Source organism: bacterium, from assembly GCA_041648665.1.
Classification (GTDB): Bacteria; UBA10199; UBA10199; order 2-02-FULL-44-16; family JAAZCA01; genus JAFGMW01.
Window position 1 is genome coordinate 46,934 of sequence record JBAZOP010000004.1, and the last position, 13,462, is coordinate 60,395.

Consider the following 13,462-nt stretch of genomic DNA (forward strand, 5'->3'; position numbering starts at 1 on the left):
TGAAACCGCCCGGAAAGTCAATTCGCGGGCTTTCACGCCCTGGGATGGAACTTCTTATACAGATCCTGCAGGTGCGCGCGGGAGACGTGCGTGTAGATCTGGGTCGTGGAGATATCGGCATGCCCCAGCATGGCCTGCACGATCCTGAGGTCGGCGCCGCGCTCGATGAGATGCGTTGCGAACGAGTGGCGCAGCATGTGTGGGGTGACGTTGATCGAAATCCCGGCCTTTCGCGCGTGTTCCTTTATGAGCTCCCACAGCCTCTGGCGGCATATCCCGCCTCCGTGATTGGAGAGGAAGAGCCTCTCGCATATGCGCTTGCCCGCGAGCCTGGGCCTTCCGTCGGCAAGGTACTCCGTCAGCGCATCGATCGCGCTCCTTCCCATGGGCACAATCCTCTCCTTCGAGCCCTTGCCCATCGGCATCACGTAGCCCTGCTGGAGGTTTATGCGGTCGGTCGTGACCGTGCTGATCTCGGAGATGCGCAACCCCGACGCGTAGAACAGCTGGATGATGGCGTGGTCGCGAAGACCCAAGACCGTGCGGCGATCCGGGGCGGCCAGCAGCGCGTCCACCTGTTCGAGCGAGAGGAAATGAGGGAGCTTCTTCCAGCGCGCCGGGAACTCGATCTGCGCGGTCGGGTCCTTCTCTATCGCCTTCTCGCGCAAAAGGAAGGCGAAGAGGCCGCGTATGACCACTAGGTATCTGGTCACGCTGCGCGAGGTCAGATCCCCTTTGTGCAGCAAGACCAGAAACGAGAGCACCTCTTTGTCGCTCGCGACCTGCGCGTCCGTCACGTCCGCGGCCGCCATGTGCTCCGCGAACCTGCGCAGGTCGTGGCCGTACGCCTCCAGCGTGTTCGGAGAGAGGTGTCTTTCGACCCTGAGGTGGGTGAGGTATTTGTCGATGGCGTGGTCGATCAACATTCTTGCCTCAATCTGAAAACTAATCTAATACATCGGCATGCGCATAATCAAGGATCTCGGTGCAGGCTTCAGATATCTTCTCAAAGGCTTCACCTTCCTGGCGGGCAATCCCAGGCTGTGGGCCTGGGCCGTGATGCCGACCGTCATCAACATCATACTGCTCGCGGCCATGATCGCCCTCTTCGCCCACTTCTACGGGGACCTGTACACGTGGCTCGCGGCAAGGCTCGGAATCCACGGCTTCGCCGTCGCGGACGCCTGGTGGCAGCACCTCATAAACTGGATCATCTGGGCAGGCAACATGCTCTTCCAGATCCTGATCGTGCTGCTCAGCCTCATCATCTTCCTCATAGTCTCGTATGCCGCGAGCTTCGTCGTGGCAGGCCCGTTCAACGACATGCTCTCGGAGCGCGTGGAGGTCATGGTCACGGGCATCCCGCCCCCTCCCTTCACCTTGAAGAAGTTCCTCTCCGACCTGTGGCGCACGATAAAGGTCGAGTCCACGAAGGCCGGGGTCCTGCTGGCCATACCGGTGGTCCTGTTCGTTGTGAGCTTCATCCCCATAGTCGGCGGCCCGCTGTACGTGGTCCTCATCTTCTTCTTCGGCGCATGGGACCTGGGTTTCTCCTACGCAGACCTCCCCTTTGGCCGCAAGGCCGTGCCCTTCAAAACTAGATGGGCGTTCGCCAGACGCGAGAAGTGGGCGCTCATCGGCCTCGGCGCGGGTTTCATCGTCCCCTTCTTCGCCCTCATCTTCGCGCCCCCCATGGTCGTCGGCGGGACGCTCTTGTACGTCGAGAAATACCTTAAAGAAAAAACTTGAAGGATTGACACCCATCGCGTTGATATTGCATAACACCCGTCATGCCGGTACGGCGTTCTAAAGACACTGTAACACAAACCCAAAGGCATAAGGCCTCCTTCGTGTATCCCTGCGCATCCGATCCTACGCACGGCAACAGGCTCATCGTGGAGATCGGGCCGGGACGCGGGGACTTCCTCTTTCATCTGGCCGAGTCAAATCCCGACGCGGAGATAGTCGGCATCGAGATCAAGGGAAAGCGCGTGGACAAGCTGATCGCCAGGATCGAGCGGCGCAGGTTCGCGAACGTGACCATCATCCAGGACGATGCTAGGGCCGCCCTCCCCCGCCACTTCGCCCAGGGAACGGTGAACGAGATCCACATCCAGTTCCCGGACCCGTGGCCCAAGAGGCGACACGAGAAGCACAGGCCGATAAACGAGGAGCTGCTCGCGGACTGCGCGAGGGTACTCAGGCCCGGCGGCACGCTCAGCTTCATAACTGACCACAGGCCATACGCCGAGCTCTCGTCAGGCATGCTCGCGCGCACCAAGGGGCTGACAAATTGCTACGAGGCCCCTTTTGTCACTGATCTTGCCGACGCATTCCCCACCCTTTTCAGCGAGAAGTGGAAGGCCGAGGGCCGCACGATATATTACCAGAGGTATATCAAGCCATTGCCTTCCCCAAGGGTAACCGTGTAAAAAATAACACGAAACTTTATAAGTGAACCGCCGATAACGAGCCATGAGTTTTTGCGTCAAAGCGCCGTACGCGTTTCTGTCCCCTTTGCCCACGGCCATGCAAGCCATGGCCACGGGCGCATTCAGCGCAGCCGTTTCACCCTGTCCTTTTCAAATCGTCGGTCCGAGCGCCGCAACATGCGGCGCTGCCGCAGCCCTGAAGAGGAGCGCTGCTCGTTTCGCGCCGCTGTGCGAAACGAGCGCTGCGGCGCTGGACAGAAAGATAAAGGAGATACTGCTCAGGGAACCCTTCATCATTGATGAGCAAGGCCGCCCTACGATGATCGCCGAACCCTCGGAAGAACAGATGATTCTCCTGGCCGGCAACAAGCTGCGCTTCCCCAGACTGGAGGCGATCCACCGCCTGCTCTGCAAAGGCCGCGACCCCGGCGACCTCACGGCGATCGACAACGGGCCCGGCGACATTCCAAACCTCGCCTGCGCCCTGGGGAGGATGGGGACGAGGGTCACGGTGAAAGAGCCGTCGCACGTGCGCGCCCGGGATCATTTTCGTTTGATCGACAAGGTCATGCCGGAGATCGCACACCTGATCACGCACGCGGTCGATCTCGACGAGATCGACACGCCCGGCTCGGCCGATATCGTCTATTGGACGAATCCAACTCCGTGCATGCTCTCACGCGACGCGCTGTCTGACGAAGGGAAGACGCGCCTCTTCTTCGGCGATCTGGAGGAATATCTGGGCAGGGACGTCTCGGCCGGCGGTTTTCTCGTGATCCAGGCCGACAGCGTCGTCATTCAGGATATCGATTTCGATCCATATGCGTGGGAGGAGATAACCAGGGTCAGCATGGGCGTCGAACCCATCGCCGGCCTGGTGATGTCCACCAACCACTTCCAATACGAAAACCGCCTCATCGTCCTGCGCCGCAGATAAAAGCAAAGCCCCCGAAAGGGGGCTTTTTTCGATCTGAAACAAACTTGCCTGCTACAGCGTCCTTGTGAACGTGCCCGAGGCCGTGCCGCTGCAAGTCCCGTCGCCGTAATCGACGGTCCAGGCCGCGTTGGCAAACGACATGGTGTCGCCAATCTCGACGCCCGCCACGGTCATCGTTGTGCACTCGATCGTGGTCGTCTCGCCGCCGATCGTTATCGATCCGCCCCACATGATCTGGTTGGCCGAGATCTCGCCCGTGAGCGTGATGCCCTCGCTGGAGACCGAGAGCGTGTTGCCGGACTGCGTGAACGTGCCGCTCACGTCGAACGTGGTCACGGGAACCGGGCAGTCGTTTTCCGGCGTGGTTCCCACCAGCTCCCACGTCTGGCCGTCCAGGTCATAGGTCGGGGTCGCGGGTTCAGAGAACGCACATTCCGTACCGCCACCGCCGCAGCCAACCAGGGTCACAAGCGCCAGCACCACAAACAGATATCTCATATTTTCCCCCCTTCGTTATTGTTTATACAAATGACAAATCGGAAATTAGCACAGCGTGCCCGATAGGGCAACATTTCATGTCTATGGGAGAGGGTCGGGCTATCCTTCCTCCGTTTTTGCAGACGGAGCGAAATTGGGCAGCGATGCAGCGAAACGCAGCAGGTGTACAACGCCACTTCCTTATAACCTCCCTTCAGCTCGTTTCTATTAGGGCATTGCCTGGCACGGCATTTGCTTATGCTTGTTAGTATGCCCTACCTGCCAAGATACGAGATCATACATGACGATGCTTACTTCCATGTCACCTGGCAGTGCCATAACAAAGACTGGCTCATTCAGTGGGAATGGGCAAAACGTGCCTACTATGACCTCCTGCTCAAATATAAGGACAAGTACGGTGTTGAGATCTACTCCTACAACTTTATGGATAATCACCCGCACCTGACGGGCCATTTACAGAGTAAAGACAGCTTCTCCGCATTCTTCAGGGTGGTGAACAGCCAGTTCGCCAGGATCGTCAACAAGCAGCTAAAACGGCGCGGGCAGGTGGTCATGGACCGCTTTAAGTCCCCGCTGATCGAGTCGGACGAGCATATGCTTACGGTCATGGCGTATGTCGATCTCAATCAACACCGGGCCAAAAAGGTGACCCATCCCAGAAAGAACGATTGGTCCTCATACAGCTACTATGCCTACGGCAAGGCAGACCCGCTCATCACGCCCTCTCCTTCGTATCTAGCTTTGGGAAGGAATACGCTGGAGCGTCAGCGCGAGTATCGGGCTATCGTTGAAGCGCTGATGGAAAATCGGCGAATGATGAATATCTCGCATACACATTTTATAGGCAATCCAGACTGGGTGCTCAGGAAATATCAAGAGTTGTGCGAGAGACTGGGCCGCAAAGTTACTGATGTTACAGTTATACGTCTGACGAGTCCGCCAGCGTAGCCTACCTTTCAGTCTGACAGATTCATCTCATGCAATCATATCCTGATTCAGAGAAAATTGCTGTTGAAGTGTATGAAGATACACCAACTCTCTGTCCTGCATCATTTCAACATCATAATAGAAATATGTTCGCTCTCAAAAGGCACAGAGCTAAACTCAGCACAACCACAATTGTGACTGGATCACGCCACTGGCAAACTTACGATATCATTTTTCCTAAATTTGCTCCGTCTGCACGTACTATGCACGTACTACGTCTGTGTGTATGAAGGTTTTATGTGAACTTGCTCCGTCTGAAGGTTTTGTGAACTTGCTCCGTCTGAAGGTTTTTGTGTGTTACAAACCATTTTACAATTATTGCCGAGCATCTGACGAATGCCCAATCACATCAATAAACCGATCGAGAGATTTCCTTCCTTTGTCTGCCCATAGTGGAAGAAATATTATCCCTCCAAAAATGATTAAAGACCAAGGCAATGACAAACGAAAAATCCAAAATACAGCTTTATGAAGACCAAACCATGAAGTAGGCATAAGAAGCCATTCATACGTGGTTGTGTCACCCCATACCCGCGACACAAGATACAACAATTCAACCGATATCCAAGTACCATTTAAAAACCAATAATGGATTTGAACTCCTAAAATTATAAGTCCAATAAAAAAGGGGACTCCGATGACAATTACTGATATTGCTTTAAGCAAATCTAGTAATCCCTCTTTGCGTTTTTTACGGAGAAGTAACAGTAGAAAAAAAATAAACGAAATAAGAACTACCATCCCTGCCACGACTCCAGCAATGTCAGTAGAGGTTGGTATGATATTAGTACCAGCAAATAAGACGTTCATAGTACCGGTCGATATCGATTCGCTATTCATTTACTATCCTCCTTTGTTACTTCTTTATCGTTGCTCTTTCTCCTAAGAGTGTATTCCGGAATTTCAGGGACACGACATGCATTTCCAATTACACACCTGGTGACCGCGGCAGGTCGGTCACGGCACAGCGTGCCGAGTGACGGGACGGGTCGGAGGCGTTTGTTGAGCGGCGTCAGGAGGCGTCGCCTTCCAAGCCTGTGATGCCGCGACGCCGAATGCGCAGGCGAACGAGCGGCGTCTGAGTAAGCGAGCCGTAAGCGAAACAAATGCCTCCGACCCGGCCCGTCTGCTGAGAAAACTCAAGTCTCAAAGAACTTCATGGGATCACCCTCTCCCTGCCCTCTCCCCTCAAGGGAGAGGGGAAACCAACCACTACTCACAGAAGTTGCCGAAAAGTGCTAAAGATATCAAGGGAATAAAACAGGTGGAAAGACCGGGATGTGACGGAGTCACAACAAATCTCTTAAATCCGCGGCATGAGATCCTCTCAAGATTTTTCCAATGCCGGATTTGCTCAGGTTGCTGGCCATCTGCCTGCTAACGGCCAGCATTTCACCGACCTGCTCATATGTGAGTTCTTCAAGGTAGTATTCGAACAGGGCGATTTTCTCTCTCTTCTCTAACCCCGAACCCTCTATCGCCAAAAACAGCTTTTCCCTCAGCTCCAGGTCCAGGAAGTCGTCCTCCGGATAGACGACATTGGTATCCTCAATCAAGTCCTCATAAGTGCGATCGTCCCTATCGCCCAGCGGGGCGTTCAAGGAGACCTCCCTGCTTATGCTCCGGCTATTTTGAACAACAGCATTCCTGAGCCGCAAAGGAAGCGAACGCTTGACGTACGTTTCAAAACTCGCAAGCGATGCCTCATAAAGTCTCACTATAGTGGAAAATTCAACCCTCCCTATCTGAATCAGCTCATCATCGGTCAAAGGTCCATTGCCGAATTTGGCCCTGATTTTATGAGCGATACCGGCTATCAACGGCATATAGAATAAGATCAACCAGTCGAGCGCCTTGTTGTCGCCGGCCTTTGCCGACTCGAGCAGGAAGATCTTCTCATCCCGATCCAGGAGCTCCCCTCCGCTCGCGCGCTTTGCCTTGATGCCGGGATAGAGATCGAGCCCCTGTATCGATGCCCTCTCGCCCTCGATCAGCGCGAGTGCGGATGCGATGAGCACCTCCGCGGGCTCGAAGGAGAGGACCTTTTGAGCGCGAGCAGCGTGGGCGAATCGGATCACCTGCGACGGGCTGTCAAAACCATGAAGTGCAAGCGCCTCGTGATTGAACGGACTCTCTTCATCGACAAAACGCATCACCTGGCGATCGAGCGTCGGCCTCACTTTCTTGATCACCTTTTCCCTGAACCGCACGAACCGGGCGTGATCATCCGATGACGAGGGAAGATTGCCGAAGGCACCTGCATCGATGCCGTTGGGCGTAAGCACCGCACGGCCGACAGCGGACCAGACCGGGCCGAAGGCAGCGATACCGCGGACAGCGGCAAAATCCGACATGGCGCGCAACTGGGGAAACAGGGCTGTAGTGAACTGAGGCATGGCCCCCTGCTATACCTCAACAATTATGCGACGCCTAGCACTTTTTTTCGCGGGTTTTCAAGGGGTTTCGGGAACAAGATCAGGCCTTCATGAGGCGTTTGAGGAGCGAGAGGAGGCCAAGTGCGACGAGCGCGCCTGCGCCCCAGAGGATGAGCTCCATGGGCCAGAGGTTGTGAGAGGTGGGGTTTCGAATAATCCCGACGACGATGACGGCGGCCCAGACCACGAGCGCCGCGATCGGCACGCATGCCGCACCCCTCCACCACCCGCGCCATCGGCGTATGAGGATGATATCGAGGATTATCGCCCCGAAAAACAGGGCGGCGGCGAAGATCAGAGGGATCATCGCCGCCGCCGTTGCATTAGTCGCGTTCATGCTTCTCCATGCTCAATTGCACTCTGATTTCGGTTTGTCCAGGCAGCTCTCAGGAAGGAAGGGGCTCGCATCAGCCTCCCTCACCACCTGCGCCGCAGAGCCGGTGCAGACGTGCGAGCCATCCTGGGTGCAGACCTCGCCGTAACCGCAGCAGCAGCAAGCCCCGGGGCAAGTATACGCAGTTTCGGAGGGACAGTCGTCGCTAGCAACGCAGCAGGTGTTGTAGCCGTCACCGTCCGAGCAGTCGCCGGGACAGTTTTCCTGCGTCTCAAGCACCTCGCACGTCCCGTTGCCGCAACAGTTGGACACGCTGCCGGCAGTGCATGCCGCGGGCGAGATCTCATCACACGGCGACGTGCAGGTGTAGCAGTCCGCCTCGCCGCAGTCGTAGAACTGGTGGCAGCGGTTGTCGTAGCAGCGGTCTTCAGTCCTCGTTTCATCCACGTTGGCGCACGCCCTGGCGATGCAGACCTCGGCGATGCCGTTGCAGTTTATGCACTCGACCGACTGCCCTATGATCAGCCAGGAGGCTGCGCTGCAGCCGTTGAGATCATAGCAGTAGTCATGATCAGCGCAGCAGCCGAGCGTGCACTGGGTGTCCGGGAACCAGTCGCAGCCCGGGCTGTCCTTGTTGAGGAGGCAGTTAGCCGCAAGGCCCAAGGTCTGGGCCGAGGCGGCGGAGGTCACCTGGCCTGCGATGTATGTCGCAAGGATGTTGGCGGCATAGTTGGTGGGAAGCGCAGCGAGCGCCTCGCTGAAGACGGTATCGATGCTCCCTTCCTGTCCGGGAGAGGTGAGGCTCAATCCGTTGACCGTGAGCGCCGCAGTCAAAATCTGGTTTCCGCTCGCGTCGGTCACCACCGTCGTCATCGTGCCGCCGGAGGTCGTGGTCGAAGCGTTCAGCGTGCTGACGCCATTCGTAAAGGTCTCGGCAGCCGGATCGTCGTCCCCACCGCCTCCACCGCTGTCGCTGCTGCCGCCGCATCCTGCGAAGACAAAGAGCGCGAGCACAACCGCCGCAACCATGAAACGCTTCATAGTGACCTCCCTTTTTGATTTTGGATTTGAGGGGCACCCTAGCCGATTTGCCTCAGGCAGGCAACAGCATAAAATGCTGGATACGGGACCAGGGCGCTCACTTGATGAGATTCATGAACTCCGCGCGGGTCTCGGGGCGGCGGCGGAAGGCGCCGAGCATGGCGGAGGTGACGACCGAGGTGCCGCGCTTCTGCACCCCGCGCATCTGCATGCACAGGTGCTCCGCGTCGATGATCACCGCCACGCCCTTTGGCTTTAAGGTTTCCATGAGCGTGTCCGCGATCTGATTGGTGAGCCGCTCCTGGACCTGCAGCCTGCGCGCGAAGAGATCGACCATGCGCGCGATCTTCGATATCCCCACGATCTTCTCGTTCGGAATATACCCGACATGGGCGCTGCCGAAGAACGGCAACAGGTGGTGCTCGCACAGGCTGTAGATCGGGATGTTGCGGATGAGGACCATCTCCTCGTGTTTGTCGGAGTACACCGAGTTCTGGATGAGTTTCTTCGGGTCCTGTCGATAGCCCTCGGTCAGAAACGCAAGGGATTCCTTCACACGCGCCGGCGTGCGCGCGAGCCCCTCGCGCTCGGGGTCCTCGCCCAACTTTTCAAGAAGCCCTCTTATTATTTTTTCCATCGGTCAATTCCTTCCCAGGCTGTGAACAGGTCACCGGCGCTCCTGCGCCTTGCGCATCCCCTCCTCGACCGCGGTCGGATCGTAGTCCCCGACCTTGAGCTCATCGATCGGCTTGCCGGCCGGGGTGAGGAAGATGACGGTGGGCCAGCCCATGACCCGGTACTTCTCTATCAGATCGCGGACATCCGAGGTCTCCACCGTCGCGTCCACGCGGAGACAGACGAGCTTTGCGCCCAGCTCGATGATGTCGGAGCGGCTGAAGAAGTCGCGTTCGAGCGTGCGACAGGGCGGACACCAATCGGCCGTGAACTCCATCATCATGGGTTTGCCCGCGCGCTTTGCCTGCGCAAGCGCCTCCGCCTCGTCGGTCAGCCACTGTATCCCGGGCCTGAACGAAGGAGCGAAACTGCCTGCGCTCCAGCCGAGAAGGCTTCCCATGTAGAAGGCGGCCGGGAACAGGAGCATGACGCCGAGGAGTCGTTTAACCCACACGAGCCACGGCCCGCCGCGAAGTTTGCCCGCGAGCTCGCCGTAGCAGGAGCCCAAGAGGACGAGGATCGCGCCCATGCCCATGCCGAACACCACGAGGAGCCCGAATCCGACCAGGAAACTCCTCTGCAGCGCGACGTGGCCGAGGAGCGCGGCGAGCACGGGTCCTGAACAAGGCGAGGCCACCAGCCCCAACCCCACCCCGGCGAGAAACGACCCCCAGTAGCCCTCTCCCCCCAGTTTGTGGATGCGTTGCGCGAGCCTGCGCGGCAGGCGCACGTCGAATGCGCCGAACATGGAGAGGCTCATGGCGATGAAGAAGATGACCACCACCGAGAGAAACCATCGCTGCTGGAAGAGAAAACCCAGGTTCCGGCCAAGCGCCACGGCGGCCATGCCGAGTGCGGCATATGTGAGTATGAGGCCCAGGACCAGTGCGCCGGCTATGGATAAGTTCTCCGCAAAGCGCTTGTGCGGATGTATGCCGATGAACAGGAAGACTGCGGGCAGCACCGGCCAGACGCAAGGGGTCAGCGAGGTCAGGACCCCCGCCAGGAAGACGATCAGGATCGTGAAGGCCACGCCTTGATCGAGCAGCACGGAGAAATCGCGTATCTCCAACAGGTCCTTGAGGCCCAACTTCTCCTTGAGCGATACGGGTATGGCGCCTTCCCCCTCCTCTGACATGGAGGGACCCTGCAGAGGCCTCGCGTCGGCTGCAGCATGCTGCAGCACGTCGACCGTGAACGCGACCTCCTGCTCCTGCCGCCTGAAACAGAGCGTGGGCGAGCACCCCCTGTAGCTGACCAGTGCGGTCAACTCGCGGCTGCCGGAGGCCAGCCCGGCCGGGATCTTGCCTTTTATCCTTATAGTTAGATCGCCGTCGTACACGCTCGCCTTCTTGCCCAGAAAGGGATCCATCCTGGACTCGGGCTTGGGGTAGGATACGTCGGAGACGATGAGCCCTTCGAAGCTCGTGAAATCCACGTCGGTCTCGTCCGCGTACAGGTAATAGCCCTCCGGGACCCTGATTGTGACGGTGAACTCAAAGTTGGAGCCGGGCTGAAGGCTTGCGCCCTCCGAGCCAGAGACGACATTGAAGGGTTCGGAGACGTCGATGGCCGACATCGCCCCGACCGAGACCAGGAGCGCCAAAACCGCTATGGCGGACGATATGATCCTTCGCATGGTTCGCGGATACTACATGAGGGCGCATATGAGGTCAATCTAATGGCCTTTGCCCTTGAAGTATGCGCCCCGTTAATGTAATTGTCATGACGATGAACAGCGAGAACGAACTCTTCCTGAAGACCGCCTTCAAAATAGCGGCCAAGATTTCGGCAGCCGCCATCATGATCCACGCGGACCCCTTGGACGATATGGAGTTTGCCGATCCTGTTCCCAGGAAGCGCAAGCTCGTGCTCATCACCAGGAAGAAAAAACGGGAGGGCCTGGACGAGGACAAGGGCGCCCTCTTCTCCAAGGCCACCGCGGTCCTCACTCTTCCGCGAATAGCCCTCACCAGGGTTTCGCTCATCAAGATAGGCACGACCCTGGCGCTCTCGCAGGAGATCGTGAAGCCGGGCGACAAACTGGTGTTCGCCGTCGGCCCGGCAGACTCGGGGCCGCTGGACCTCATACAGTCGGTGGACACCTCCAAAGATTCGGAGCTCATATTGGGCCGCAGCGTGGCCAGGCTCTCCGAGACGGTGCAGCCCGAGCTCTTCCAGGCCGTGCTCAACCTCACCATCGAGCTGGCCGAGACAGGCCGCGAGGGGAAACCGCTTGGCACCATCTTCGTGGTCGGCGACCACGAGAAGGTGATGCAGCTCTCCAAACAGATGATCATGAACCCGTTCCGCGGCTACGAGGAGGAGGAGCGCAACATCCTCACCTGCTCCATGAAGGAGACCATGCGCGAGTTCGCGGCCATGGACGGCGCATTCGTCATCGCGGACGACGGCACGGTGCTCGCCGCCGGACGCTATCTCGGCGCGGCGACGGACGAGTCTCACCTGCCGCGCGGTCTGGGAAGCCGCCACATTGCCGCCGCGGGCATCACGACCTTGACCCGCGCCGTCGCGTTTGTTATATCGGAGTCCTCCGGGGACGTGCGGATATTCAAGGACGGCAAAATCATAATGCACATCGAGAAGGCCCCATCCAAAAAGTGATGATCGGAGCAGAGACACCATGTCAAGGAAAGAGCTGATGGAAAGCAAAGAGGTGAAGTTCGACGTGAGGCTGATCGAACGCGAGCTGAGGGAAGGCAAGATCAGCCGAAAGGATTACGAGGCCTATATTAGCAGCCTCGCCGACGACGAGTCCCGCGGGATGCTGGTCGAAATCCCCCGGGAAGGCGACGAAGAACCGGCCCAGGCGGAAGAGGGCCTCACCTTCACGCACGGCTAGCCCCCACTGATCTCCACCATCTCGCAGCCGAACGCCCCCGCGGCGGCGCGCACGATCGCGCGTTTGATCTGCCCAATATGCTGCGGCCGGCCGAGCACGCGCTCCATGGTCGTGACCCCCCTGTCGCTGATCCCGCACGCCACTATGTGCCGATAAGGCGCAAGGTCGCAGCTCGCGTTCAGCGCGAAGCCGTGCTGCGTGACGTTGTGGGAGATGTGGAGGCCGATCGCAGCGATCTTGTCGCAGCCGACCCAGAGGCCCGGATGATCCTTGTCGCGCGCGGCCTCTATGCCGAACCCAGCGAGCGCATCCATGAGCATCCCCTCGATCGCGCGCACGAACTCCTTCACGCCAAGCCCGATCGAGCCCAGATCAAAGATGAAATAGCCAACGACCTGCCCGGGGCCGTGATAGGTCGCCCTGCCGCCCCTGTTGGTGACGAAGAGATCTATCCCCTCCTTCGCGAGCTCATCCTCAGGCGTGAGCACGTCGGAGGAGATACCCCTCTTGCCCTGCGTGATCACCGGAAGATGCTCGAGCAGGAGCAAACGGTCCCGGATCTCTCCGGCGAGCCTCTGCCCGCGCAACCGTTCCTGCAGCGACCACGCATCGGCGTAGCGGACCGCGCCCAGGTCCTGCCATTCGATGATAGGTTTTTCGCGGCTCATCTGCTGTTGTAGCGCTCGTCGTGCATGCGCCTTCTGCGGAGGATCTCGAACCCGAGCATCATGTATCTGACGCCGCTTACGAGGATGAGAGCGGAGGTGACGATGACCGCGTAGATCAGCCAGACGGACAAGCGCAAGCCCATGAAGGCGAGCCCCGGGTCCATCTTCACCGCGAGCCCCAGCGCCGCCACCAGGAGCATGGAGAAGGTCGCTATCTTGGAGACCACGATCGCCCTCAGGGGAAGCTCCACCTTGGTCTTGGTGAGATAGATGATCCCGGTGACTATCATCAGGTCGCGGGCAAGGGCGAACAATACGAACCAAAAGGGAAGGATCTTCGCGACGCCGAGAGATATGAAACACGTCTGGATGAGCGCTTTGTCGGCTATCGGGTCGAGGAGCGCCCCCATCTTCGACGGGCTCTTGGTGAGCCTGGCGACGGTCCCGTCGATCAAATCAGTTGCGCCCGCCACGCAGAAGACGGCCAGCGCCCAGCCGTCCTGGCCGATGACGAAGAGGGCCAGAAAGACCGGCGTGAGCACAAGCCTGAAGATTGTGAGGACGTCCGCCGGCGTTACTCTCATTCAGTTCT

Annotated in this window: 16 protein-coding genes; 6 read left to right on the forward strand and 10 right to left on the reverse strand. The window is 58.4% G+C overall.

Annotation, left to right across the window (positions count from 1 at the left end; genetic code table 11):
* Positions 1–32: 32 nt before the first annotated feature.
* Positions 33–926: a site-specific tyrosine recombinase XerD gene (gene xerD / locus WC683_03410; protein ID MFA4971634.1), complete on the reverse strand. Its 894-nt coding sequence runs from the start codon at positions 924–926 to the stop codon at positions 33–35.
* Positions 927–963: 37 nt separating this feature from the next.
* On the opposite strand from xerD, the gene WC683_03415 reads away from it, so the two are divergent.
* Genes WC683_03415 through WC683_03425 form a run of 3 tightly spaced genes read left to right on the forward strand, consistent with a single transcriptional unit; the run spans position 964 to position 3,369 of the window.
* Positions 964–1,749: an EI24 domain-containing protein gene (locus WC683_03415; protein MFA4971635.1), complete on the forward strand. Its 786-nt coding sequence runs from the start codon at positions 964–966 to the stop codon at positions 1,747–1,749.
* A 41-nt stretch (positions 1,750–1,790) separates the two neighbouring features.
* Complete coding sequence (trmB, locus tag WC683_03420; protein MFA4971636.1) at positions 1,791–2,432, forward strand: tRNA (guanosine(46)-N7)-methyltransferase TrmB; 642 nt, start codon at positions 1,791–1,793, stop codon at positions 2,430–2,432.
* A gap of 43 nt (positions 2,433–2,475) precedes the next feature.
* On the forward strand, positions 2,476–3,369 hold the full coding sequence (locus tag WC683_03425; protein MFA4971637.1) for a hypothetical protein: 894 nt from the start codon (positions 2,476–2,478) through the stop codon (positions 3,367–3,369).
* A 51-nt stretch (positions 3,370–3,420) separates the two neighbouring features.
* Here the strand turns inward: WC683_03425 and WC683_03430 are convergent, their stop codons facing one another.
* Positions 3,421–3,867 (reverse strand): hypothetical protein, encoded by a 447-nt coding sequence (locus tag WC683_03430; protein ID MFA4971638.1) that lies wholly within the window; start codon positions 3,865–3,867, stop codon positions 3,421–3,423.
* Between the two features lie 249 nt (positions 3,868–4,116).
* On the opposite strand from WC683_03430, the gene WC683_03435 reads away from it, so the two are divergent.
* Entirely contained in the window at positions 4,117–4,815 is a 699-nt protein-coding gene (locus WC683_03435; protein ID MFA4971639.1) for a transposase, read from the forward strand.
* Between the two features lie 354 nt (positions 4,816–5,169).
* Here the strand turns inward: WC683_03435 and WC683_03440 are convergent, their stop codons facing one another.
* The 6 genes from WC683_03440 to WC683_03465 all read right to left on the reverse strand — a co-directional run bounded on the left by WC683_03440 (position 5,170) and on the right by WC683_03465 (position 10,978).
* The gene (locus tag WC683_03440; GenBank protein ID MFA4971640.1) at positions 5,170–5,694 is read right to left on the reverse strand and encodes a hypothetical protein; all 525 of its coding nucleotides are present in this window, start codon (positions 5,692–5,694) and stop codon (positions 5,170–5,172) included.
* A gap of 449 nt (positions 5,695–6,143) precedes the next feature.
* Positions 6,144–7,007 (reverse strand): sigma-70 family RNA polymerase sigma factor, encoded by an 864-nt coding sequence (locus WC683_03445; GenBank protein ID MFA4971641.1) that lies wholly within the window; start codon positions 7,005–7,007, stop codon positions 6,144–6,146.
* 322 nt (positions 7,008–7,329) lie between these two features.
* Positions 7,330–7,626, reverse strand: a complete 297-nt coding sequence (locus WC683_03450) for a hypothetical protein (GenBank protein ID MFA4971642.1) — start codon at positions 7,624–7,626, stop codon at positions 7,330–7,332.
* A 12-nt stretch (positions 7,627–7,638) separates the two neighbouring features.
* Positions 7,639–8,664, reverse strand: a complete 1,026-nt coding sequence (locus WC683_03455) for a hypothetical protein (protein ID MFA4971643.1) — start codon at positions 8,662–8,664, stop codon at positions 7,639–7,641.
* Positions 8,665–8,761: 97 nt separating this feature from the next.
* Positions 8,762–9,301: a GTP cyclohydrolase I FolE gene (gene folE, locus WC683_03460; GenBank protein MFA4971644.1), complete on the reverse strand. Its 540-nt coding sequence runs from the start codon at positions 9,299–9,301 to the stop codon at positions 8,762–8,764.
* A 30-nt stretch (positions 9,302–9,331) separates the two neighbouring features.
* Positions 9,332–10,978, reverse strand: coding sequence for a cytochrome c biogenesis protein CcdA (locus tag WC683_03465; protein MFA4971645.1), 1,647 nt, complete (start codon positions 10,976–10,978; stop codon positions 9,332–9,334).
* Positions 10,979–11,064: 86 nt separating this feature from the next.
* On the opposite strand from WC683_03465, the gene WC683_03470 reads away from it, so the two are divergent.
* Both WC683_03470 and WC683_03475 read left to right on the forward strand, forming a co-directional pair.
* On the forward strand, positions 11,065–11,964 hold the full coding sequence (locus WC683_03470; GenBank protein ID MFA4971646.1) for a diadenylate cyclase: 900 nt from the start codon (positions 11,065–11,067) through the stop codon (positions 11,962–11,964).
* 37 nt (positions 11,965–12,001) lie between these two features.
* The gene (locus tag WC683_03475; GenBank protein ID MFA4971647.1) at positions 12,002–12,202 is read left to right on the forward strand and encodes a hypothetical protein; all 201 of its coding nucleotides are present in this window, start codon (positions 12,002–12,004) and stop codon (positions 12,200–12,202) included.
* On the opposite strand, the gene lipB is transcribed toward WC683_03475, so the two are convergent.
* Positions 12,199–12,870: a lipoyl(octanoyl) transferase LipB gene (gene lipB, locus WC683_03480; protein ID MFA4971648.1), complete on the reverse strand. Its 672-nt coding sequence runs from the start codon at positions 12,868–12,870 to the stop codon at positions 12,199–12,201. The two genes, WC683_03475 and lipB, sit on opposite strands and share 4 nt — an antisense overlap.
* A complete protein-coding gene (locus WC683_03485) occupies positions 12,867–13,454 on the reverse strand; it encodes a CDP-alcohol phosphatidyltransferase family protein (GenBank protein MFA4971649.1) in 588 nt (195 codons plus the stop codon). The genes lipB and WC683_03485 overlap by 4 nt, the downstream gene beginning before the upstream one ends.
* Positions 13,455–13,462: the final 8 nt, after the last annotated feature.